At 70.0% G+C, this 22120-nt stretch carries 17 protein-coding genes and 2 tRNA genes; 8 read left to right on the plus strand and 11 right to left on the minus strand.

What is annotated here, in order from left to right; all coding sequences use genetic code 11:
• Window positions 1-27: 27 nt before the first annotated feature.
• The 4 genes from D3869_RS03240 (at window position 28) to D3869_RS03255 (ending at window position 4297) form a co-directional block, all read left to right on the plus strand.
• Window positions 28-2253, plus strand: coding sequence for a DNA topoisomerase (locus D3869_RS03240; RefSeq protein WP_137138928.1), 2226 nt, complete (start codon window positions 28-30; stop codon window positions 2251-2253).
• 235 nt (window positions 2254-2488) lie between these two features.
• A complete protein-coding gene (locus D3869_RS03245) occupies window positions 2489-2938 on the plus strand; it encodes a hypothetical protein (protein ID WP_137138929.1) in 450 nt (149 codons plus the stop codon).
• A 72-nt stretch (window positions 2939-3010) separates the two neighbouring features.
• Window positions 3011-3361 carry a hypothetical protein gene (locus D3869_RS03250; protein ID WP_137138930.1) on the plus strand — a complete coding sequence of 117 codons (351 nt, stop codon included), beginning with the start codon at window positions 3011-3013 and terminating at the stop codon, window positions 3359-3361.
• Window positions 3362-3448: 87 nt separating this feature from the next.
• Window positions 3449-4297, plus strand: coding sequence for a hypothetical protein (locus tag D3869_RS03255; protein ID WP_137138931.1), 849 nt, complete (start codon window positions 3449-3451; stop codon window positions 4295-4297).
• Window positions 4298-4362: 65 nt separating this feature from the next.
• Here D3869_RS03255 and D3869_RS03260 read toward each other — a convergent pair whose 3' ends face one another.
• Window positions 4363-7014 carry a glycosyltransferase gene (locus D3869_RS03260; RefSeq protein WP_137138932.1) on the minus strand — a complete coding sequence of 884 codons (2652 nt, stop codon included), beginning with the start codon at window positions 7012-7014 and terminating at the stop codon, window positions 4363-4365.
• 190 nt (window positions 7015-7204) lie between these two features.
• Here D3869_RS03260 and D3869_RS03265 point away from each other — a divergent pair, with 190 nt between their 5' ends.
• Window positions 7205-7468, plus strand: a complete 264-nt coding sequence (locus D3869_RS03265; RefSeq protein ID WP_137138933.1) for a hypothetical protein — start codon at window positions 7205-7207, stop codon at window positions 7466-7468.
• Between the two features lie 24 nt (window positions 7469-7492).
• Complete coding sequence (locus tag D3869_RS03270; protein WP_137138934.1) at window positions 7493-7714, plus strand: hypothetical protein; 222 nt, start codon at window positions 7493-7495, stop codon at window positions 7712-7714.
• 4 nt (window positions 7715-7718) lie between these two features.
• Here the strand turns inward: D3869_RS03270 and D3869_RS03275 are convergent, their stop codons facing one another.
• The 5 genes from D3869_RS03275 to D3869_RS03295 all read right to left on the minus strand — a co-directional run bounded on the left by D3869_RS03275 (window position 7719) and on the right by D3869_RS03295 (window position 13830).
• A complete protein-coding gene (locus D3869_RS03275) occupies window positions 7719-8492 on the minus strand; it encodes an endonuclease III domain-containing protein (protein WP_137138935.1) in 774 nt (257 codons plus the stop codon).
• Window positions 8489-9028, minus strand: a complete 540-nt coding sequence (locus D3869_RS03280; RefSeq protein ID WP_137138936.1) for a hypothetical protein — start codon at window positions 9026-9028, stop codon at window positions 8489-8491. Before D3869_RS03280 ends, D3869_RS03275 begins: the two co-directional genes overlap by 4 nt.
• A 108-nt stretch (window positions 9029-9136) precedes the next feature.
• On the minus strand, window positions 9137-12520 hold the full coding sequence (locus D3869_RS03285; protein ID WP_137138937.1) for a DEAD/DEAH box helicase: 3384 nt from the start codon (window positions 12518-12520) through the stop codon (window positions 9137-9139).
• A 186-nt stretch (window positions 12521-12706) separates the two neighbouring features.
• Window positions 12707-13360 carry a phosphatase PAP2 family protein gene (locus tag D3869_RS03290; protein WP_137138938.1) on the minus strand — a complete coding sequence of 218 codons (654 nt, stop codon included), beginning with the start codon at window positions 13358-13360 and terminating at the stop codon, window positions 12707-12709.
• A gap of 23 nt (window positions 13361-13383) precedes the next feature.
• Entirely contained in the window at window positions 13384-13830 is a 447-nt protein-coding gene (locus tag D3869_RS03295) for a hypothetical protein (RefSeq protein ID WP_137138939.1), read from the minus strand.
• A 257-nt stretch (window positions 13831-14087) separates the two neighbouring features.
• Here D3869_RS03295 and D3869_RS03300 point away from each other — a divergent pair.
• Together D3869_RS03300 and arsN2 are read left to right on the plus strand one after the other, a co-directional pair.
• Window positions 14088-14164 (plus strand) — tRNA-Arg (locus D3869_RS03300).
• Between the two features lie 133 nt (window positions 14165-14297).
• Window positions 14298-14804, plus strand: coding sequence for an arsenic resistance N-acetyltransferase ArsN2 (gene arsN2 / locus D3869_RS03305; protein WP_137138940.1), 507 nt, complete (start codon window positions 14298-14300; stop codon window positions 14802-14804).
• On the opposite strand, the gene D3869_RS03310 is transcribed toward arsN2, so the two are convergent.
• From D3869_RS03310 to D3869_RS03330, 5 genes are all read right to left on the minus strand, one after another.
• The gene (locus tag D3869_RS03310) at window positions 14773-17133 is read right to left on the minus strand and encodes a tetratricopeptide repeat protein (protein WP_137138941.1); all 2361 of its coding nucleotides are present in this window, start codon (window positions 17131-17133) and stop codon (window positions 14773-14775) included. The genes arsN2 and D3869_RS03310 overlap by 32 nt on opposite strands.
• A gap of 159 nt (window positions 17134-17292) precedes the next feature.
• Window positions 17293-17368: transfer RNA gene (locus D3869_RS03315), tRNA-Ile, on the minus strand.
• A gap of 163 nt (window positions 17369-17531) precedes the next feature.
• A complete protein-coding gene (rpoD, locus tag D3869_RS03320; protein WP_094302951.1) occupies window positions 17532-19493 on the minus strand; it encodes an RNA polymerase sigma factor RpoD in 1962 nt (653 codons plus the stop codon).
• A gap of 185 nt (window positions 19494-19678) precedes the next feature.
• Entirely contained in the window at window positions 19679-21601 is a 1923-nt protein-coding gene (dnaG, locus tag D3869_RS03325; protein ID WP_137138942.1) for a DNA primase, read from the minus strand.
• 38 nt (window positions 21602-21639) lie between these two features.
• Window positions 21640-22101 (minus strand): GatB/YqeY domain-containing protein, encoded by a 462-nt coding sequence (locus tag D3869_RS03330; protein WP_014240919.1) that lies wholly within the window; start codon window positions 22099-22101, stop codon window positions 21640-21642.
• Window positions 22102-22120: the final 19 nt, after the last annotated feature.

The raw sequence follows: 22120 nt of genomic DNA on the forward strand, positions 1-22120 counted from the left end.
TTTCATGTTCGTCTTACCATGGCGGCCATGGCCACGCTCATCATCACGGAAAAATCCAGTCAGGCAAAGGACCTGCGCGCCGCGCTGGGGGATCGCTACGGGCGCATCCTGCCGGCCGAGGGCCACCTGCTGCGGCTGGCCGAGCCGGACGAGGTCAATCCGGACTGGAAGCGCTGGTCGCCCACCCTGCTGAAGCCGGACGGACTCTACCCGACCCGGCCGGACAGCGGCGGTAACAAAACGGCGAAGCTGGCGGCGATCAAGGCGGCCCTGAAGGGCTGCGACCAGGTCATCCTCGCCACCGACTGCGACCGCGAGGGGCAGCTGATCGGGCAGGAGATCCTGGAGCATCTGGGCTTCCGCGGGCGGGTGCAGCGCGCCCTGTTCACCGCCCAGGACCCCAAGACGATCCGCGATGCCTTCGCCAAGCTGAAGCCGAACACCGAGCTTCGCCCGCTCTACGAGGCGGCGGTGGCGCGCCAGCAGGCCGACCAGATCTTCAACCTCTCCCTGACCCGCACGGCGACCAAGACGCTGCTGGCGCCGGGGACGCGCGGGGTGATCGGCATCGGGCGGGTGAAGACGCCGACCCTGTCCATCGTCTGCCTGCGCGAGTTGGAGATCCGCAACTTCAAGCCGGAGGATTATTTCGAGGTGGTGGCGACGGCCACCGCCGCCGGCGGCTCCTTCCTGATGCGCCACGCTCCGCCGCCGAAGGACCGCATCAAGGACCGCGCCCGCGCCGAGGCTATCGCCCGCGCCGCCGATGGCCATGGCGGCCCCCTGTCGGTGACGGTGGAGGACCGGCGGCAGGCCCCGCCGAAGCTCTACGACCTGCCCGCGCTGCAGAAGACCTGCGGCCAACGCTGGGGCTGGACCGCCGACCGCACGCTGGAGGTCGCGCAGGAGCTTTACGACGGCGAGGGCAAGAAGCTCATCACCTACCCGCGCGCCGAGGCGCGCTACCTCTCGGAGAACCAGATCGCCGACGTTCCGGCGATCACCGGGGCGCTGACCCGGCTGCGCGGCTTCGCCCATCTGGACATTTCCCGCCCGGTGATCCGCCGCGGCAAGTCCGGCCATTTCTGCGACAAGGCGCTGGAGGGCGTGTCGCACCACGCCATCGTGCCCAACGTCAATGTCCTGGATGACCTGGAAAGCCGGCTGAACCGCCTGACCGACGACGAGAAGCGGCTCTACGCGCTGATCTGCCGCTCCTACCTCGCCGCGGTCATGCCCGACTACGAGTACCGCCAGACCACCGTCCTGATGGACGTGCCCGTCGAGGGCAAGCCGGTGGTCTTCCGCGCGGTCGGGCGCATCCCCCTGAAGCTCGGCTGGAAGGCGGCCTTCGGCTCCGCCGAGACGGACGGCAAGCCCGACGAGAAGGAGGAGGAGCAGACCCTGCCCCCGCTGGCCGACGGCGAGCCCGCCCGCCTGTCCGAGCCGCGGGTGGAGGCCAAGCGGACCCAAGCGCCGCCGCGCTACAACGAGGGCACGCTGGTCGACGCCATGCAGAACGCCTGGCGCTTCGTCGAGGACCCGGCGCTGCGCGACCGGCTGAAGGAGGCCAAGGGCATCGGCACCCCGGCCACCCGCGCCGAGATCATCAAGGGCCTGCGGCGGCAGAACCTGCTGGGCGCCGACGGCAAGTGGCTGGTGCCCACCCCCGCCGGGCTGCAGCTGTTCGAGACGCTGCGCGGCGCCGCCCCCACGCTGGTCGATCCCGGCACCACCGCCCTGTGGGAGATGCGGCTGGACGAGGTGGTCGTCGGGCGGGCCGACTTCCGCAGCGTCATCGACGGCATCGCCGACGAGGCTGGACGGCTGATCGGCGTGCTGGTCGGCAACCGGGGTCCCGCGGTGGACCTCGGCGTCCGCGGCGGCCCGATCCGCGCCGGACGGGGAGTCGGGCGGCGCCGTTCCGCCAGCCCGCGCGCCACCGGAACGGCGCCGCGCCGGACACGGAAGGCGGCGGTTGCCATCGTCGGTATGGATGGCGAAGCGCCGAAGACGCCCCGGCGCAGCCGCAAGAAGGCCGCGCCGGAGGTCTCCGACTCGATCAGCCCGGTGGCCGACACCGTCCCGCCGGCCCCCGCCGCACCGTCGAGCGGTGCACGGCGCAAGGCCCCGACCGACAAGATGGTCGCCTTCGCCCGCAGCCTCGCCGACCGCAAGGGCGTGGAGTTGCCGGACGCCGTGACCCAGGACTTCGATTCCTGCCGCCAATTCCTGGACCAACACGCGCGCTGAGCGCCGGCTTGCCCCCACCCCGGCCCTCCCCCGCTACCGCAGGGGAGGGAGATTTCTGCGAAGCGGCGGCAGTCCCCTCCCCTGCGAAGCGGGGGAGGGTTAGGGAGCGGGCAACACCTCCCACAAACCGCCCGAATCACCCTCCGACTGTGGCCCAGGCCACAGCGGCGGGGGCGGCATCCGCCTACCCTCTCCTCCACGGACATCGCCCCACACCCCGGAGGAGACCCTGCCCATGCGCCGCCTGACCCTGATCGCCGTCGCCGCCACCACGCTGCTCGCCGCGCCCCACGCCTTCGCCAACGACCTCAAGACCGGCGGCATGCCGGTCAACCCGATGATGATGCAGCCGGGCTTCGGCAGCCCCTTCGCCGCGGCGCCCTCGCTCTCCAACACCAACGTCGGTGTCGCGACGAACCTCGCGGCGGGGATCGGCAACAAGGCCAAGCAGAACGTCTTCACCATGCAGCAGGGCACCGGCGGGTCGCTGGTGAACACCAACGTCGGCGTCGCCACCAACGTCGCCGCCGGGATCGGCAACAAGGCCAAGCAGAACGTCACCGGCGTCACCTTCGGCTTCGGCAAGGGCGGCCTGCTCGACACCAACGTCGGGGTGACGACCAACGTCGCCGCCGGCATCGGCAACGCCGCCGGGCAGAGTCTGTTTGGTCTCAAGGCCCAGTGATCCACCCCACCCGGCGCCGCCGATCCACCCGGCGGCGCCTCCTTCCGGATTCCTCATTGGAGGACTGCCGCCATGCTCCGCTTCGCCCTGCCGGTCTTCGGTGCGCTCGCCGCCATCCTGACCCTGGCCGGAACCCCGCAGACCGCCGCCGCCGAAAACCTCGCCTGCCAGACGGTCAACGGGAAGACGGTGTGCAGCCGCGGCTCGGGCTCGCTGTCGTGCCAGACGGTCAACGACCGGACGACCTGCGTGACCGGGCCGGGCGCGCTGACCTGCGAGACCGTGAACGGCCACACCGCCTGCCGCCGCGGCCCGTCGCAGCCGGACCTGAAGCCGATGCCCATGCCGCCGATGCCCCCGCAGGCCGCCCCGATGCCCGACCGCCCCTTCGGCAAGAACTTCCCTTTTGAGGAAGAGGCGTAAAGCGCCCCACCTGTGGTCCGCCTCACAGCGGCTCCCCGCCCGGGCGCCCTAGGATCAGCGCACACCGCCGAACAGAGGAGCCCCGCCATGATCCGCATCCGCCGCTTCGCGCCGCTGCTGTCCGGCCTCGCCGCCCTGGCGCTGCTGGGCGGGACCGCCGCCGCCCAGGATGCCGGCGGCTTCTCCGTCAACCCTCAGCTCGGCGCGGCGGTTGGCATGTCGATGGGCATGGGCATGGGGATGCCGCCGCTGCTGCCGCGCCAGCCCGTCTTCGTCAACGCCACCCGGCGCGGCGCGCCTCCGGGGGCGACGGTGACCAACCCCAACGTCAGCCGGCAGGCGACGCACCAGCAGGCCATCGCCAAGATCCGCGGCGACGCCGGCTTCCTGGGCGGCTTCAACAAGGGCCAGGCGCTGGCCGCCAGCCGCCAGCCGCCGCCGGAACCGATCGTGCCGAACTTCACCTTCATCGACGCGCCCTTCATCGTGAACAACTTCGACAGCTCGCTGGCCCTGTCCTTCGGCGACAGCAACGTGACGGAGCAATTCATCATCCAGGGTGCGGACGGGTCCGCCGGCGGTGGCGGCGGCGCTGGTGGTGTCGCAGAGCAGCCTGCCGTGCCGGCCTCCTCCGGGCAGACGCCAACCCCGCTCCAGGCCGCCGCTCCGGTGCAGGCTCCACCCCCGGTGCAGGCGAAGGCTCCGACTCCGAAGCCCCAGCCGGGGGTGACCACCGGCAACGGCGGCCCGCCGCCCGAGGGCTTCTTCGACCCGGTGATGAGCAACTTCGGTCCGCTGCCGCATCTGCCCGCGGCGCTGGCCAGCGGCGGCATCCAGTTCAACAACGTCGGCAGCGCCTTCAACGCCGCCATGGGCCAGGGCAACGTTGCCTCCCAGCAGATCACCAGCATCCAGGGAAAGAAGGGCAAGCGCTGAGCCTTCGACAAAGAAAAGCCCCCTTGCCGGCGGCAAGGGGGCTTTCTCCGTTCAGGGTTGCGCGATTACGCGGCGACCGGCTCGTTGGCGCCCTTGGCCGGGGCGGCGGCGGGCTGGGCCACGCCCTGCGGGGCGGGCAGCGGCGCCGGGCGCGGGGTGCCGGCGGGCAGCATGTCCCCGATCGCGAGGCCCACGGCCATCAGGTTGGGCACGGCCATCGCGGTCAGCAGGATCGCCCACAGCTCCAGCGACAGGGTGCCCAGCGGGTTGGCGAACCATGCGGTCACCGCGGAGACCAGCAGCGCACCCGAGAGCCAGGCTTCCGGCTTGGCGCAGAAGGCCCCCTGGGTCCGCTTGCCGCCCTTGGCGGTGACGCGGAAGGCGTCGCGCTTGCGGACCACGCCGCGCAGAGCGGCCAGCGCCACCGTGGTGGACAGCGCCATGCCGACGGCGCAGGCCCCGAAGCTCTCCTTCCACGAGTTGCCGGAGGCGTAGCGCGAGGCCAGCAGGCTCGACCCGGCGCGCAGGACCAGGGCGCCCAGCACCGCGGCGGTGGCCTGGACCGGCGGCAGGTGCAGCGGCAGGACCAGCGAGGCGAAGGTCCAGGTGACCGCCGCACCGGCGGCCAGCACGCCCACCGCGTCGGACCACCAGCGCGCCCAGTTGGTCAGGTAGCCGATCTTCTGGCCGACCGTCAGCTCCTTGGCGCCGGGCAGGAACTTCCGCCAGTGGGCGCGCAGGATCTGCGTGGAGCCGAACACCCAGCGGTCGCGCTGCTTGCGGAACTGCATGAAGTTGTCGGGGGCGAGGCCCTGGCCGAGACGCTCGTCCGTGTAGGCGGCGCGGTAGCCGGCCGACAGGATGCGGATGCCCAGTTCCGTGTCCTCGCAGATGCCCTCTTCCGACCAGCCGCCGACCTGCTCCATGGCGGAGCGGCGCAGCATGATCATCGTGCCGTGGCAGACGAAGGCCTGGGAGGTCAGACCCTCCTGCATGCCGACGTCGAAGAAGGGGCGGTACTCGGCGGTCATGGCGGCCTTCAGCGGCGTCTCATGGCCGTCGCGGTGCTCCTGCGGGGCCTGGACGATGCCGACGCGCGGGTCGGCGAAGGTAGGGGCCAGCTTGTTCAGCCAGTCCGGCTCCACCGTGTAGTCGGCGTCGAGCACGGCGACAATCTCGGCGCGCGGGTCGGTGTGGCGCAGCGCGGCGTTCAGCGCGCCGGCCTTGAAGCCGCTGATCTTCTTGTACCAGTGGAACTTGAACTTCGGGCCCAGCTCGGCGCACAGCTCCTCGACCGGGCGGACCAGCGCCTCGTCCTCGGTGTTGTTGATGAGGACGACGACCTCGTAGTCCGGGTAGTCGACGCGGGCCAGCGAGGTCAGCGTGGCGGCCAGCACGTCCGGCTGCTCGCGGCAGGCGGCGATGTGCACGGACACCATCGGCTTGTGCTCCGGCACCGCGGGAACCCGCGGCAGCAGGGCCGGGGCGCGGCCGGTGAACAGGCGGCGGGCCACCTCGGTCAGGTCGGCGAAGGCCACCGACATCATCAGCGCGCCCAGCAGGAAGGCGGAGCCCCAGGTGGTCGCGGCGCCGAAGGTGAAGTATTCCGCGTAGGCGCCGGCGACGGCCGAACCGACGCCGAAGCCGACGATGTTGGCGCCCACCGACGCGGCCAGCGCGTAGGTCATGTTGGTGCGGCGGCGGAAGGCGGCGAAGGCCGACAAAGCGAGGCCGAGGGCCAGCGCCACGGCGGCGCCCGCACGGTCGCCCCAGGGGGCCGGGACGTCGCCGGCCAGCGGCCATTTCGGCGCGCGGTCGGCGTCGAGCACGCCCCAGGTCGGGCCCGGCGAGCCTTCGATGCTCGACTTCCACACGCCGTCGAACGCCTCGACCACGTTGTAGTCGATGCCGAGCATCCCCGCCTCGGCGGCGAAGTTGCGGACGACGAAGGCCTGGGCCTGCGGCGTCGGATAGGCGTCGTGGAAGTTCTCGCCGCCCGACGGCCAGCCCACCTCGCCCACGAACAGCGGCTTGCCCGGATGCGCCTTGCGCACGGTGTCCAGCCGGTCGCGGATCCAGGTCAGCGCGTTCTCCACGGGCACGCCTTCCCAGTAGGGCAGGACGTGGACGCCCATATAGTCGGACGCCGCGATGGTCTCCTTGGCCTTGACGATCTCCGACCACACGTCGGCGGTGCCGACCTTGATGTGCTTCGGCACGCCGGCGCGGACGCGGCGGATGTAGGAGGCCAGCTCCGCGTCGGTCAGCTCGGCGCGCAGCAGCGTCTCGTTGCCGACCACGACGCGCTCGATGCCGCGCACGGTGCGCGACAGCACGATGGCGCGGGCGACCTCGCGCTCGTTGCGGGCCTTGTCGTCGCTCAGCCAGACGCCCAGCGTGACATCCAGGCCATGCTTGGCGGCGATGGCCGGCACGTCGCCCTGGGAGCCCAGCGTGGAGTAGGTCCGGACACCGTCGGCGAAGCCGGCGATGGCGGTCATGTCGCGGTCCAGCTCCACCGCGTCGACCACCGGCTGGTGGTTCGGGTCGTAGCTGCGGCCCGACGGGGAGTAGGAGACGGATTCGATGCGACCCGGCACGGCGTCCACAGGAGTGGGCGCGTTGCGCCAGGACCAGAAGGACGCGTGGCCGGCAGTCACGGCGAGCATCGCCGCGGCCAAGGCCGCAGACCGGATCGAACGCTTCGGGTTGCTCATGTGGGGATTTCGCAAGCCTGGGTAGGATGGGTGGCGGGCGCCACCGGACACACAGACGAACGTGCGCTGCAAAAAACTATTCCCGCACCCGCGTCGATTTTTTTCGGCTGGCTGCATGGATTACCAAATCGGGAACGGCGACCGCTCCGCTCCTGTTGGCTTCACCAACCGCAACGACGGAGACGACGAAATGACCGGCAAAAAGGTCGATGTGACCGCGCTGGAGGAAACGATGGACGAGGTGGTCGAAACCCTCGATCTCGCCGAGCAGGCCGCCGGCTATGTCCGGAAGGAAAGCAGCGACCCCATGGACCAGGCCCGCGCCGCCGCCGTGCAGAAGCAGGCCGAAGCCATGCTCGACGCCGCCGAGCAGGCCGCGACGGGAGAACGCTCGCAGCGCAGCAACCCCTCCCCCCTGCCGGGCATGCGCCGCCCGCCCTCCCTCATCAATTGACGATCATTCGGCAAGGAGACATTCATGACCGGCAAGCATGAACAGAGTCCCGAGCACCGCAAAGCCCACGATCTCGCTGAAGAGGCTATAGAGACGGCGGCCCAGGGCGATACGCGCAAGGCCAAGAGCTTGGCGGACGAAGCGAAATCCATCGACCCGAAGATCGATCAGGAGATGGCGCGCGAACTGCAAGACGACCGCCGTCAGGCCGAAAACTACAAGGGGAAGGCAGGCGAGACCCCCTGACTCCTTATCCCCGGCTCTCCTGGGGCGGTGGCCCACCCGCCATCCGCCCCTGCCCCTCCGGGCACAGCTCCAGCAGGACACACCGCTCACAGGCCGGGTTGCGGTAGAAGCAGACCCGCTGCCCGTGCAGCATCATCACCTCGTGATGGTCGTATATCTGCTGGGCCGTCCACTCCGGGGGAAGACGCGCCTCCAGGACGGTGTGCGACGGACCGACCGCCACGCTGGGCGGGATCAGCCCGGTGCGCACGGCGACGCGATGGTGGTGACTGTCCACCGGCAGAGCGGGACGGCGCAGGCTGCTGAAGCTCATCACCGCGGCGCTGGTCTTCGGGCCGACGCCGGGAAGCGCCTGCAGCCAGGCCCGCGCCTCCGGCACCGTCATCTCCGCAAGAAAGTCCAGGGAGAGTTCGCCGCGCAACTCGGTGATCCGGCGAAGGATCGCCTGGATGCGCGGCGCCTTCTGTTCCGGCCACGTCACCCCGGCGATGACCGCCTCGACCTCCGCCGGGTCGGCGTCGCGCACCGCCGCCCAGTCCTCCCCCCAGCGCGCCCGCAAGGCGCGGAAGGCCGCGCCGGACGCCGCGTTGCGCGTGCGGTGCGACAGCAGCGAGGACACCAACTCGCTGAGCGGGTCGAGCGCGCGGAAATAGGCGATCGGACAGCCGAAGATCAGGCAGAGCCGGCGGTGGATCTCCAGCAGCCTCTCGTCGGGCAAAACCGGGGGCGACAGCGCGAAGGACGCCTGCTCGTCGTCGGCCTTGAGACGGCGCTTCACGGAGCCGTCACACCGCCGGACCGGCCGCCCTGTGGCAGCATCAGCCCCTCGTCCGCCGCCATGGCGCGGGCGCGGGGATCCGCCTGCACGGCACGGGCGGTGCTGCGGGCGCGCTCCTGGACGCGGCGGAAGGCGCGCAGCAGGGCCTGGGCCTCCGCCCGCTCCTGCGCGTCGCGCCGCGACTCGGCCGCTTCCGACGCGGCGATCTTGCCGGCGGTGGAGCGCTGCGTCTCGCTGTAGCCGAACAGGCCGGGTTCCCAGCGCTTCAGGTTGGCGTAGGCCAGGGCGCGGGACGTGCCGTCCAGCCCCTGCCCCTCTTCCCAGGCGGCACGGGCGGCGCGCAGCTCGTCGGCCAGCACCCGCTGGGGCGGGCGCGGTGGTGGTGGCGGCGGCTGGTGCAGCCGGGTGCGCGCCGCCTTCAGGGCGGCCACGCGGTCGGGATCGTCACGCCAACGGCGGGCGTCCGCGGCGGCGTCGCGCCACGCGCCGATGAGCCGTTCCGGATCGGGTGCGGTGTCCCGCTTCGTCGATGCCATGGCCCTCCCCGTTGCAAGGGAAACGAACGCAGTGCTTTCGTCTTCAAGGATCTATGCCATGGACCGGCAAAGGCCAGACCGGGAAGGGCGGTAATCCCGAGGGTTTGGTCAGTCCGCCGCCCTACCCAGCAGATAGTCGATGTCCCCGCCTTCAAGTGCACTGATGAGACCGGTGCCCTCGATGGTTGCGTCGGACAGGTTTCCTTTGCGCCGTTGCAAGTCGAGGATGCGCTCCTCCACCGTGTCGGCGGCGATCAGCTTGTAGACGAAGACCGGCTTGTCCTGCCCGATTCGGTAGGCGCGGTCGGTCGCCTGATCCTCCGCCGCGGGATTCCACCAGGGATCGTAGTGGATCACCGTGTCCGCCGCCGTCAGGTTGAGGCCGCGCCCGCCCGCCTTCAGACTGATGAGGAAGACCGGCACCTCGCGGTTCTGGAAGCGGTTGACCGGCTCGGCGCGGTCCAGCGTGCGCCCGGTCAGCTCGACATAGCCGATCTTCGCCTCCTCCAGCCGCAGCTTGATGAGGTCGAGCATGGTGGTGAACTGCGAGAAGATCAGGATGCGCCGGCCTTCCGGCACCATCTCCAGCACCATGTCGGTCAGCGCGTCGAGCTTCGCGGTCTCCTTCACCTTGCCGGCGGCGGGGATCTTGACCAGACGCGGGTCGCAGCAGACCTGCCGCAGCTTCAGAAGCGCGTCGATGATGGTGATGGCGTTGCGCGACACGCCGCTGACCGCCAGCGCCGCCCGCACCGTCTCGTTCACCGACAGGCGGATGGTCTCGTAGAGGTCGCGCTGCGCCGGCTCCAGGTCGATGCGCACCACCACCTCGGTCTTCGGCGGCAGCTCCTTGGCCACCGCCTCCTTGGTGCGGCGCAGCAGGAAGGGGCGGATGCGGCGCATCAGCTGCTTGGCGCGGGTGCCGTCGGCGCGCTTCTCGATGGGCGTGCGGTAGCGGCGCCCGAACTCCTTGCGGTCGCCGAGCAGGCCGGGCATCAGGAAGGCGAACTGGCTCCACAGCTCGCCGAGATTGTTCTCCACCGGCGTGCCGGACAGGCAGAGCCGGTTGCGGGCGTTCAGCGCGCAGACGGCGCGCGTCGCCTTGCTGTCCGGGTTCTTGATCGCCTGCGCCTCGTCGAGGATCAGCATGTGCCAGTCCCGGCGCTTCAGCACCTCGACGTCGCGGCCGACCACGCCGTAGGTGGTCACCACGATGTGGGCACGGTCGAGGTCGCCCAGCTTCTCGTGCCGGTCCAGACCGTGCAGCACGACCACCCGCAGATGCGGCGTGAAGCGCTGCGCCTCGGCCACCCAGTTGGGGACGAGGCTGGTCGGCACGACGACGAGGCAGGGATCGGTCAGCCGCCCCTCCTTCTCCTCCATGGCGATGTGGGCCAGCGTCTGCGCGGTCTTGCCCAGCCCCATGTCGTCGGCCAGGATGCCGGCCACCCGGTTGGCCCGCAGCCCCTGCATCCAGGCCAGACCGACGCGCTGGTAGTCGCGCAGCGTCCCCTGGAAGCCCGGCGGCGGGTCCATCTCCGCCGGCATCTCCTGCTCCTGGATGGTGCGCAGGTAGCGGTCGATCTGGCCGGTGTCCTCGGTGCGCCGCGCGATCAGGTCGTCGATGTCCAGCAGCCCGTCGGCCTCGGTCAGCGGCACCTTCAGCGTGTCGTCGAGCCGCCGCCCGCTGTCGAGCATGGATTCCAGGACGCTGAGCAGCCGCTCCACCCGCTCCGCCGGCAGGGCCAGCACGTTGCCGTCGTCCAGCACCAGATGGGCGCGCCCGTCGATGACGCGGGTCGCCTCCATGCCGCCGCGCTCGATCAGCGTCGCCAGGATGGGCAGCAGGGCGCGGCGCTCCCCGTCGATCTCCACGCCGACGTCGAGGTCGAACCAGCCGTCGCCGGAATCGCGCACGGCGACCGCCACCTCCTCGTTCGCCTCGACCACGCGGGTGCCGAAGTCGGCGCCGATCTCGACGGTCCAGCCGTCCTTGCGCAGGGCCGGCACCTCGGTCTTCAGAAAGGCCGCCCAGCGTTCGTCGGCGTCCTTGCCGGTCAGCCAGTGCACGCGGGTGCCGCGGGCGTTCAACTGGCCCTTGGGCGGCTCGATGCGCGCCTGAGCGAAGCCGAAGGCGGCCAGACGGTCCAGCGCGCCCTGCTCCAGCGCCTTGTCACGGCGGACGAAGACCGCCCCGGCGGGCTCCTCGACGCGGGCGAACTGACGCTGGTCGTCGGGCTCGATCTCCGAGGGGGAATCCTCCTCGCCATAGTCGAAGGCCAGCCGCAGCACGTCCACAAGCCCGCCGTCCGGCGACACCACCCGGCCCAGCCGGGCGACGACGCGCGGGTCGCGCTCGACGATGGTCGCGGCGGGATCGGAGCCCATGCGCACGCCGCCGGGCATGCCCGCGGCGAAGGCGGAGGCCGCCGGGAAGTCCGGTCGCTCCAGTGCGGGCCGGGCCGCCGCGGGCCGGGCGGAGGCCTTCAGGGGCGCCGCCTTCGCGGGAGCCGCCTTGGCGGGGGGCGGAGCGACGGCGGCCTTGGGCTTCGGCACCTCGACGACCTGCAGCTCGACGGGGCAGACGGTGCCGCCCTTCGGATCGACGCACCAATAACCCTGCCCCTTGATCAGCGCGGCGCCGGGCGGCAGTCCGGTCGGGCGCAGCTTGCGCGTCGCCGGGTCGCGGAAAGCGCGGATGGTCATCCCCGCTCCCTCCGCCAGCATCGTGCCGCCGCGCCAGCGCAGCCGCCCGCAGCCGAGCAGCCGGCGCAGGATGCGGTCCACCACGTCGCCGCGGCTCTTGGCGACCGGCGTGCGCACCACCCCGCCGCCACCGAGCAGCCGGGCGATGGCGCGGTCCACGTCGCCGTCCAGGCTGCGCGGCGCGCGGGCCAGCACGTCGCGCGGGCTGGCGGGCGTGGAGACGTCGTCGCCCTCCCCCGCCCCTTCCACCGCGATGACGGCGGAGACGAACATCGCCGCGTCGTCCTTCCCCGGCTCCAGGGTCCAGCGGACGCTGAGCACCGGATCGGGGGCGGGCGGCGGAGGTGGCGGAGGCTGCACCGGTTCGGCAATCGGCGGCGGCACGGGGACCGGGTCGGGAACCGCCTGGAGCGCCGGCGGCTCCGCGGCCGGGGGCGCGTCGAACAGGGACATCTGCCGCCCTTCCGGACGGGCGTCCAGCGTGATCAGCGCCGCCGCGGCCATATGGGCGCAGGCGTTGCGCCCGCAGGTGCAGCTCTTGTCGAAGACCACCCGGCTGCGCCCGCGCACCGGGACGACCGTCACCGACAGGGTCCGGCCGAGGTCGGTCACCGTGGCGGCGATCCGCCCCTCCGCCTCCAGCAGCGTCACCGCTCCGGTCAGGATGAGCGTACGGCCGCGCTGCAACGTCTTCGCATCGAAGACGCGCGCCAGATCCTCCTGCGAAAAGGAGACCGGCGCGCTGGCGGTGGCGGCGGCGCGAGGAAGGGAACCGAACAGCGACATGGGCCGGAAGGGATACCGAAAAAGCAGAACGGGTCAGGAACGGGGGCGTCGGTATAAGCCCACACCATGCCCCGTCGCAAGCCCGCTCTCAACCCTCAACCGACTCTCCAAGGCAAACATTCCGGTTGCCAAGTCCCGGGAAGTCCAGCCATGGACCACGGCCGCATCCAACAAGGAAAACCCCCGCTACAGCCGTTCCAGGAAACTGTTCAGCGGCGGCATCGGGCCGCAGACCGGGGATTCCTCACGCAGCAGATAGGCGAAATGCTTCAGCATCGGCTCCGCGTTGGTGCGATCGCCGAGCGCGTAGGTGGCGACGCCGAACAGCACGACCAGGGCGAGGACCAGCGGGCTGAGGTTCAGGCGGGACGGGGTCAGCCGGTTGAAGCTCTGCGCGAAGGCCGCCACCGCCAGCCCGCCGAGGACGAGGCCGACCACCACCTCCGTCACCGAATGGTAGCGCAGCAGGATTCGCGAGGCGGCCACGCCCACCACCAGGCCAAGCGCGCCGAGGACCACCACGCCGCGCCGCCAGCCGTCCAGCGAGCGCGCCGCCATCACCCCGACCGCCCCATAGACGGCGGCGGCGAGGGCGGCGTGGCCGCTGGGGCTGGTCAGCCGGTCATCGAACAGACGGATGCCGCAGGCGTGCCCCAGGATCTTCAGAAGCGCCACCGAGCCCATCAGCATGGCCAGCACGGCCAGCCACCGTGCCGCCGAGACCGCCGAATGGCGGCGCCACAGCATCACGATCAGGATGCCCGCCACCGGCAGCACGAAGGACGTGCTGCCGAGAAGCGAGATCGCCTTGTTGACGTGCCAGAGGTTCAGATGTCCCACGGTCCTCGCGGCTCCCTTTCCGTTCAGCGCATGCGAACGAGCATTCCGTCCCGGTAGTTCCAGGCCGCCGTGCTCTTTCCGTCGGACGCCGGCAATGAAACGGTCAGCGTCCGGTCCGCCTGCTCCACCTTCGGCGCGTCGCTGCAGGTCCCGAAGGGCAGCGAGACGGAAGGCTTGGTCCCGCCGAGGTCGAGCACGCGGAAGCGCGCGGCGCACTTGCCGTCCACGCTCTCCTGGAGCAGCACCAGCCAGCGCCCTTCCATGTTGTACGCGTTCACGAAGGACAGGGTGCGCCCCTCGCGGTCCTCGTAGACGACGCGGTCGTTGACGGTCACCTGGATGACCTTCGGGCCGAGTTCGACCATCTGGACGACCTCGTTGCCGATGGCCGCGGACACCAGAACCGCGGCGCCGGCCCGGTCGTCCGCCGCCTGCGCCGTGCCGATCGCCGCCATCAAGGAAACCGCCATCAGCGAACCCACCGGCCCCATGACGGCACGGCTCAGAAACGTCATACCCATAGCTGTTCTCAATTGCCCTTCTGGCTGGTCGATCTCCACGCCAAGGTAAGCCCAACCGCCGCCATTCTGTAGTCCGTCAAAGGGCTGACATCCGCTTGCCGGAAAAATTTCACGAGCCGGACGATTTTGGTTGCCTTCCGGCGACGCCACGATTAAAAACCGCGCCACCGCAGACGACGGCCCCGCCGGCGCCGCGGCAGAGAGAAGCGCCCGTAGCTCAGCTGGATAGAGCACCAGACTACGAATCTGGGGGTCAGGAGTTCGAATCTCTTCGGGCGCGCCACTCTCCTCTTCCCGTAAAAATCTTCCATGACGCTGTGCTGAACGCGGTTGGATCAGGCGATCCGACGGCGTTATTCTTGTTTTCGGGAATTGTTCGCACCCGCCGCGGACGGACCGAAGGGGAGGAAGCCGTCATGACGGGACCACGGACGGCCACGCCGCTGACGAAGCGGGAGTTGCCGGCTCTCGCGGCTCTTCTCGCCATAGAGGGCCTGCCGAACCAGGACATCGCCGACGCAGGGCGGCGCTTCTGGCGCGTCGACGACCCGGATGGGCTCCTGGGTTACGGCGGCTTGGAGGTCTATGGGCGCGACGGGCTGCTCCGCTCGGTCGTCGTGCCGCCGGAGCGCCGCGGCAAGGGCGATGGTCATGCGGTCGTGGACGCACTCTCCCGCGAGGCCCTGGCGCTCGGCCTGGAGCGGCTGTGGCTGCTGACCATCGGCGCCGCCGGCTTCTTTGAACGCATCGGCTTCACGCGTGCGGAACGCGGCGATGCGCCGCCGGACATCCGCGCCAGCGCGCAGTTCGCCGGCCTCTGCCCCGGCAGCGCCGTCTGCCTGCGCCACGACCTTGGGCTGCCCGCGGAGGGAACAGCCTCCGCCGTCACGGCTATCCCGCCAGAAACCGCTCCAGTCCGGTGATGGTCGCCCGATCACGATAGACGACGGGAAGGGCGGCGGTCTGGCGGGATCTGCGGATGGTTCGCGCCGCGGGGTCGAGCCCCAGGCGAACGGCGTCGGCAATGAAGTCGTCCGGACCTTGGGCGACCACATCGGCCATCCCGAGGCGGTCCAACAGGGCGGCGGCAAGCCGTCCCCGCATGAAGCCCCCCCGCAGGGTAACCACCGGAAGCCCCGCCTCCACCGCCTGCAAGGCCGTGTTGAATCCGGAAAAGCCGATGCTGTCGAGATAGACGTCCATCACCCGCAGCGTCGCAAGATACGCGTCATGGTCGAGCGGATCGGCGAAGACACAGCGCTCCCGGCTGTCGATTCCCTGGAGAGCGAAGGCCCGCTCCAGCCGGTCCTCAAAGACGCGGGTGACGGTGGATTGGCTGTGCCGGAAAAAGAGGAACCGGCTTCCCGGCACGGCGGCGGCGATGGCGGGAAACACAGGATCGTGCTGCGGCAGGTACTTGAACAGGCTTTGGCTGCACAGAAAAGCCGGCGCCCCGTCGGGCAGGCCGAACCGCCCGCGCGTGACCGACGCGACGGGCTGCCGCGTGGGCTCGACGTAGCAACCAAGGTTGGGAAGCCGGTGCAGGCGCTCGCTGTAGAAGGCCTCTCCATCCGGCGGCTCCAGCAGGTCGCCCGACAGATAATGGTCGAGCGTGGGCAGCCCCGTCGTGTCGGGGTGTCCCCAGGCCACCGCCTGCACCGGCGCGAGGCGGAGCGCCGCGAGCCGATAGGTCATCGGCTCCATGCCGACCTCGGGGAACAGCAGCGCGTCGGGCCTGTCGGCGACGATGGTCTCCGCCCAGCGCTCCACGGTACCGAGGCCGCGCCGGAACACCGCGCAACGCGACGCGGCCAGAGCGGTGCAGGCGTCCTCCTCGCCGGTGACATGGTATCCCAGAAGGGTGAAGCGCTCCGGATCGAGCTGGGTGAGCCAGCCGGCCAGGATCGCCCGCCACACCGAATGGTCGTGGAAGTAGGACGAGACGATCCCGACCCGCAACCGCGTCCGGGCTGCCCGGGGTCGGGCCGATGCGCCAGGCGTTTCCAGGCGGGTCTTTTCCGGGAGGGCCGTCTGCGAGATGGACGGGATAAGGCTCCCCAGACGCGTTTCCATCAGCCCGGCCATGATGCCGCCGTAGGTTTCCTGCAAAGCCCGGTTGTCCAAGCCCTGATAGGCCAGCAGGAAGGGCAGATGCGCGCCCGCGAGGTCCGCGGCGCTCCGCCGCGCCTCGGCCGGAGCACCGGGGCCGATCAGCCCGTCGAGCGCGGCGAGATGGTGCGCGTAGACCGTCCGTCTGGACGCCAGTTCCGCGCCGTCGGCGTAGACGTGGCGGAGTTGCGCGACGCACAAGGCCAGTCGGCACGCGGCGTCCCACGGCGCGGCCTCCACCCCCCGGGTCAGAAGGCCGGCGGCGACAGCGTCGTCGCCGCGGCCGGCGTGGAGCACACCCAAGGCGTACAGCAGGCCCGGATGGTCCGGGGCGGCGCGCAGCCCCTGGTTCAACACCCGCAGACGGTCGGATGGGCAAGGCCCGGATGACGCGCCGCCCAACCCGAAATAGGCGTCGCCGTTGTCGGGCTGGCAGGTGACCGCCCGACGGAACGCGACCATCGCCGCCTCGGTGCGCCCGAGATCGGCGAGCGCCGCGCCGAGATTGACCAGCACCATCGCCGAGCCGGGCGAGAGCCGCGCGGCGCAGCGGAAGGAGACCGCCGCCTGCGCCACGGCACCGCCGGCGCGCAGGAGATTGCCAAGATTGTTGCAGGCCGCGCCATGACCCGGGTCGAGCGCGATGAGACGGCGATAGGCCGCCGCCGCTTCCCGCTCCTCCCCCCGCGCCCGCAGCATCCGCGCGAGGGAGAAGCACAGGCCGCCGTCCTCGGGCCTTAGGCGCAGGAGTTGCCGGAACACCGACACGGCCTCGTCGGTCGGAGGCCCTTCGGCCAGCAGCGGCGCCAGAGCGGCCAGCGCGTCCGGGTGGCCGGGGCGCAACGTCAGCGCCCGGCGGTGGAGCGCCGCCGCCTCGTCCGTCCGGCCCATCGCCAGGACCAGCTTGCCGAAGTTGGCGTGGAAGTCGGCGATGTCCGGGGCACTGGCGATGGCGCGACGAATCCGCGCCATCGCCTCCACCGGGCGGCCCTGCTGCCCATCGAGCACGCCCAACAGATGCAGCGCGTGAGGCTGGTCCGGCTCGACGGCGAGGATTCGTCCGTAAAGTTCCCTGGCCTCCGTCAGTGCACCCTGGAGATGATACTCGACCGCAAGCCCCAGCGCTTCCTGCACCGTCGCCATGGAGAAGCCCCCGCGCGCACCGTGATCGATCAGAGCAACCTAGGGTGATTCCCGCTTTCCGGACAGCTTCTCGGCGTTGCCAACGCTCGGTTGGGATCCGCGTGAGGCCGCCAACCGGCCGCCTTCCCATTCACAGCGGCGGCAACCCGTTGGAAAGCTTGGTGGGCCCGGCCGGATTCGAACCGACGACAACACCGTTATGAGCGGCGCGTTCTAACCGCTGAACTACAGGCCCCCACCAAGGGATGCCGAATGTGCCCAGAACCGGGGGCTTATGCAACCCCGTTCGATAAAGGCCGCAGCCAAAATAAAGGCGCCCAAAATGAAAAGGGGGACCCGAAGGCCCCCCGCTTTCCATACGACCGCATTCCGTGCGGCGCACTCGCCTCCCGGACCCCTCAGGTGTCCAGGAAGCTGCGCAGCTTGCGAGACCGCGACGGGTGCTTCAGCTTGCGCAGAGCCTTCGCCTCGATCTGACGGATGCGCTCGCGCGTCACGTTGAACTGCTGCCCGACTTCTTCCAGCGTGTGGTCGGTGTTCATGCCGATGCCGAAGCGCATGCGCAGAACACGTTCCTCACGCGGCGTCAGCGAGGCCAGGACGCGGGTCGTCGTCTCGCGCAGGTTCGCCTGGATGGCGGCGTCCAGCGGCAGGACCGCGTTCTTGTCCTCGATGAAGTCGCCGAGATGCGAATCCTCCTCGTCGCCGATCGGCGTTTCGAGGGAGATCGGCTCCTTGGCGATCTTCAGGACCTTGCGGACCTTCTCCAGCGGCATCATCAGACGCTCCGCCAGCTCCTCCGGGGTCGGCTCGCGGCCGATCTCGTGCAGCATCTGGCGGCTGGTGCGGACCAGCTTGTTGATCGTCTCGATCATGTGGACCGGGATGCGGATGGTCCGCGCCTGGTCGGCGATCGAGCGGGTGATCGCCTGACGGATCCACCACGTCGCGTAGGTCGAGAACTTGTAACCGCGCCGGTACTCGAACTTGTCCACCGCCTTCATCAGGCCGATGTTGCCCTCCTGGATCAGGTCCAGGAACTGCAGGCCGCGGTTCGTGTACTTCTTCGCGATGGAGATCACGAGGCGCAGGTTGGCCTCGACCATCTCCTTCTTCGCGCGGCTCGCCTCCTTCTCGCCCTTCTGGACGGTGGAGACGATGCGGCGGAACTCGCTGATCGGCAGCTTGGCCTCATCCGAGATGCTCGACACGCCGTCGCGCGTCTTGCGGATGTCGGCCTCGTACTTGTCGTAGAACTTGCCCCAGGTCTTGGGGTTCAGGCCGCGGATGCGCTCCAGCCAGTTCGGGTCGAGTTCGTGCCCGAAATAGTGGTTCAGGAAGTCCTCGCGCTTCACGCGGCAGTCGGTCGCCATGCGCAGCAGCTTGCCTTCAAAGCCGGTCAGCTTGCGGTTCAGGGCGTAGAGCTGCTCGACAAGCTGCTCGATGCGCTGGTTGTTCAGGCGCACCGTGTTCATCAGCTCGACCATCTCGGTCTTGAGCTTGTCGTACTTCTTGTCCGACTGCTTGGCCACGTCCTCGCCGCGCTGGATGGCCGCGATGCGGCCCTCGTGCAGCTTGTGCAGCTTGTCGTAGGTGGCCTTGATCTTCTCGAAGGTCTCGATGACCTGAGGCTTCAGCGCGGCTTCCATGGCCGACAGGGACAGGCTGTTCTCGCCGTCCTCGTCGCCTTCCTCCTCGCTTTCGCCCTCGGGGCGCGGCGGACGCTCCTCCTCGGTCTCCTCCGGGGCGGCTTCCACCGTCTCGGCCAGACCTTCGGGGATCTCCTCACCGTCCGGGCCGCCGCCATAGGTGGCGTCCAGGTCGATGATGTCGCGCAGCAGCATCTTCCCTTCCATGAGGGCGTCGTGCCACTCAAGGATGGCGCGGATGGTCAGCGGCGATTCGCAGATCGCCCCGATCATCATCTCGCGCCCGGCCTCGATGCGCTTGGCGATGGCGATCTCGCCCTCGCGGGACAGCAGCTCCACCGAGCCCATCTCGCGCAGATACATGCGCACGGGGTCGTCGGTGCGGCCGATGTCGTCATCGTCCAGATTGCCGGCGGACCGGCCTTCGCCCTCGCCGTCGGCGTTGGCGTTGCCTTCCGAATCCTGCTCTTCCGATTCGACGATGTTGATGCCCATCTCGGAGAGCATGGCCATCGTGTCTTCGATCTGCTCGGAAGACGACGTATCCTGCGGCAGGGCAGCGTTCAGCTCGTCATAGGTGACGTAGCCACGCTCCTTGCCGCGGGCGATCATCTTCTTGACGGCGAGACCCATGCCGTCCATGAGCGGGCCGTCGCCGGCCTCGTCCCGGGCTTCGGAAACTTCAACGCTGTTCGCAGCTTTCGTGGCCATGCGATCGATGCCCCCGCATTACCCCATAAGAAAAACCCATAGCGCGCACCGCAGCGGCCCCCCGCTGTCGATCCGCACCTGCTTAAACCGGTTGTGAACCGTTCCGGAGCTTGTCCGGACAGACCCCTCCGGGTCTCATTCCCTCCGGCCCTTCCCTTCCGCACCACGCCCGGCGGCGCTGGCCGCTAGGCATCGTCGAGATCCTCGTCATCCGTCATACCCATTCCGGACCTGATGACCTCCTGTTGAAGGGCCACGACCCGCGCGAAGTTCGCCTCGCTGTTGTCACGGGCCAAAGCCGCCTCCGCTTCTCTCAAATCGGCCATCACCTGCCTGTGGTGCAGGTGATGCCATGTCGGCCACCACCCCCGTTTCGCGTCCAGGGAGGACGCGTCCGGGCGTGCAAAGCCGGCATGGACATAGGTCGACTCGCTGAGCAGAGAGCGGACAATGGTATCATAGCCGGCGGAAGACAAGTGGCGACAAAGCGATGCGGCGTCAAGTCCCGAGTCGTTTTCCCGCCGTTCAGCAAGCAATCCGATGACCGCTTGGCGCAATTCCTCCAGTTCCCGGTCGGGAAACGGCAACATGCCCAGCGATTCGCCCAACTCGTCGAACAGGTCGGGGTGATTGATGATCACCGCCAGCAGAACGCGCTCCCGCGCGGCGGCCAGATTGCCGGGGTTGCGGCGGCGGTGGCCGGGCGGTGGCGCCGTGCGCAGACCGGGCAGGCCCGGCGTGTGCCGGCGCGCCGGCTGGCCGAAGCGCCCCCCGCCCTGCCATTGCCCATTGGGAACCCAGGGACCGCGCTCGTTGCGCTGGCGCGGCGGCGGGGCGAAGGCCTCGTCGACGCGGCGGCGCATCTCTGTGCGGTAGAAGACCTGCACGTCGCGGTCGGCGATCTGCCCGACCCGCGCGTCCAAGGCGGCCTTCACCGCCGCCTTCGATTCGGGGGTGTCGGTGGGCTTGCCTTCGGTCTCCATGCGCCAGACCGCCTCGGACAGCGGGATGGCCTCGCCCAGCACCTCCTGCATGGCGCGGGGGCCGTGCAGGCGGATCAGGCTGTCGGGGTCCTCCCCTTCCGGCAGGAAGGCGACGCGGGCGGAATGGCCGGGGGCGAGGTGCGGCAGGATGCGCTCCACCGCCCGCCACGCCGCCCGGCGCCCGGCGTTGTCGCCGTCGAAGCAGAGGAAGGGCACCTTCTCCGCGTCGGGGATCAGCTTCCACAGCTCCTGGACCTGCGTCTCGGTCAGGGCAGTGCCGAGCGGCGCCACCGCGCCCTCGAAGCCGGCGCGGACCAGCGCGATGACGTCCATGTAGCCTTCGGCGACGATCACCGGCTTGCCGTCCGCCGCCGCCTGCCGCGCCCGCGACAGGCCGTACAACAGCGTTCCCTTGTGGAACAGCGGCGTGTCGGCGGTGTTGACGTATTTCGGGCCGTCGCCCTCCAGGATGCGCCCGCCGAAGGCGACCACCCGGCCGCGCCGGTCGGTCACCGGGAAGATCACCCGGTTGCGGAAGAAGCTGTAGGGCGTGCGCCCGTCGTCCGGCCGCTTCAGCAGGCCGGCGGTCACCATGTCCTCTTCCGAGAAGCCCTGCTTCAGAAGCTGGCTGCGCAGCGCGCCGGAATCGCCGGGGGCGAAGCCCAGGCGGAAGCGCGCCATGCCATCGGTGTCCAGCCCGCGGCGCTGGAAATACTCCAGTCCGGCGCGGCCTGCGGGGGCGTGGAGCTGCTGCTCGAACCAGCGGGCGGCCTGCTCCACCAGATCGTGCAGCGTCTTGCGCCGCTCGTAGCGCTGCTTGTCCTCCTCGGTGGCGCGGGGGACCGGCAGCCCCGCCTCGCCGGCCAGCGCTTCCACCGCCTCCGGGAAGGCGAGGTTGTCGTGGCGCATGACGAAGCCGATGATGTCGCCGTGCGCCCCGCAGCCGAAGCAATGGAAGAAGCCCTTCTGGTCGTTGACGTAGAAGGAGGGCGACTTCTCGTTGTGGAAGGGGCACGGCGCCTTGTACTCGCGGCCGGCGCGGATCAGGCGCAGGCGCTTGCCCACCACGTCCGACAAAGCGAGACGGGTGCGCAGCTCTTCCAGGAATTGGGGCGGGAAGGCCATGGGCGGGCGGAACCCGTGCTAGATCGGAAACCGCACCGTCAGCAGGCCGACAGCTGCTGCTTCACGGTGCCGCTGACCTTGGCGAAGTCCATCTGGCCGGCGTAGCGGGTCTTCAGCTCCGCCATCACCTTGCCCATGTCCTTGATGCAGGTGGCGCCGATCTCGTCCACCACCGTCTTCACGGCGGCGGCCACCTCCTCCTCCGACATCTGCTTGGGCAGGAAGCCCTCGATGATGGTGATCTCCTCGCGCTCCTGCTCGGCCAGCTCCAGGCGGCCGCCCTGCTCGTACAGCTTGATCGACTCGCCGCGCTGCTTGATCATCGTCTGCAGCATGGAGAGGATCTCGGCCTCGTCGATGCCGTCGGTGACGCCGCGCGAACGCGCCGCGATGTCCCGGTCCTTCAGCGCGGCCAGGATCAGGCGCACGGTCGAGACGGCGCGCTGGTTCTTGGCGAGCATCGCCTGCTTCAAAGCCTCGTTCAGGCGCGTGCGCAGCATTGCGTGTGTCCTTCGTGTT

Origin of the sequence: Azospirillum brasilense (assembly GCF_005222205.1) — a bacterium.
Classification (GTDB): domain Bacteria; phylum Pseudomonadota; class Alphaproteobacteria; order Azospirillales; family Azospirillaceae; genus Azospirillum; species Azospirillum brasilense_G.

Excerpts from the sequence above, each read along its gene's own strand:
- D3869_RS03240 (WP_137138928.1), top strand. The coding sequence starts at position 28 with ATGGCCACGCTCATCATCACGGAAAAATCCAGTCAGGCAAAGGACCTG.
- D3869_RS03245 (WP_137138929.1), top strand. The coding sequence starts at position 2,489 with ATGCGCCGCCTGACCCTGATCGCCGTCGCCGCCACCACGCTGCTCGCC.
- D3869_RS03250 (WP_137138930.1), top strand. The coding sequence starts at position 3,011 with ATGCTCCGCTTCGCCCTGCCGGTCTTCGGTGCGCTCGCCGCCATCCTG.
- D3869_RS03255 (WP_137138931.1), top strand. The coding sequence starts at position 3,449 with ATGATCCGCATCCGCCGCTTCGCGCCGCTGCTGTCCGGCCTCGCCGCC.
- D3869_RS03260 (WP_137138932.1), bottom strand. The coding sequence starts at position 7,014 with ATGAGCAACCCGAAGCGTTCGATCCGGTCTGCGGCCTTGGCCGCGGCG.
- D3869_RS03265 (WP_137138933.1), top strand. The coding sequence starts at position 7,205 with ATGACCGGCAAAAAGGTCGATGTGACCGCGCTGGAGGAAACGATGGAC.
- D3869_RS03270 (WP_137138934.1), top strand. The coding sequence starts at position 7,493 with ATGACCGGCAAGCATGAACAGAGTCCCGAGCACCGCAAAGCCCACGAT.
- D3869_RS03280 (WP_137138936.1), bottom strand. The coding sequence starts at position 9,028 with ATGGCATCGACGAAGCGGGACACCGCACCCGATCCGGAACGGCTCATC.
- D3869_RS03285 (WP_137138937.1), bottom strand. The coding sequence starts at position 12,520 with ATGTCGCTGTTCGGTTCCCTTCCTCGCGCCGCCGCCACCGCCAGCGCG.
- D3869_RS03295 (WP_137138939.1), bottom strand. The coding sequence starts at position 13,830 with ATGGCGGTTTCCTTGATGGCGGCGATCGGCACGGCGCAGGCGGCGGAC.
- arsN2 (WP_137138940.1), top strand. The coding sequence starts at position 14,298 with ATGACGGGACCACGGACGGCCACGCCGCTGACGAAGCGGGAGTTGCCG.
- D3869_RS03310 (WP_137138941.1), bottom strand. The coding sequence starts at position 17,133 with ATGGCGACGGTGCAGGAAGCGCTGGGGCTTGCGGTCGAGTATCATCTC.
- rpoD (WP_094302951.1), bottom strand. The coding sequence starts at position 19,493 with ATGGCCACGAAAGCTGCGAACAGCGTTGAAGTTTCCGAAGCCCGGGAC.
- dnaG (WP_137138942.1), bottom strand. The coding sequence starts at position 21,601 with ATGGCCTTCCCGCCCCAATTCCTGGAAGAGCTGCGCACCCGTCTCGCT.
- D3869_RS03330 (WP_014240919.1), bottom strand. The coding sequence starts at position 22,101 with ATGCTGCGCACGCGCCTGAACGAGGCTTTGAAGCAGGCGATGCTCGCC.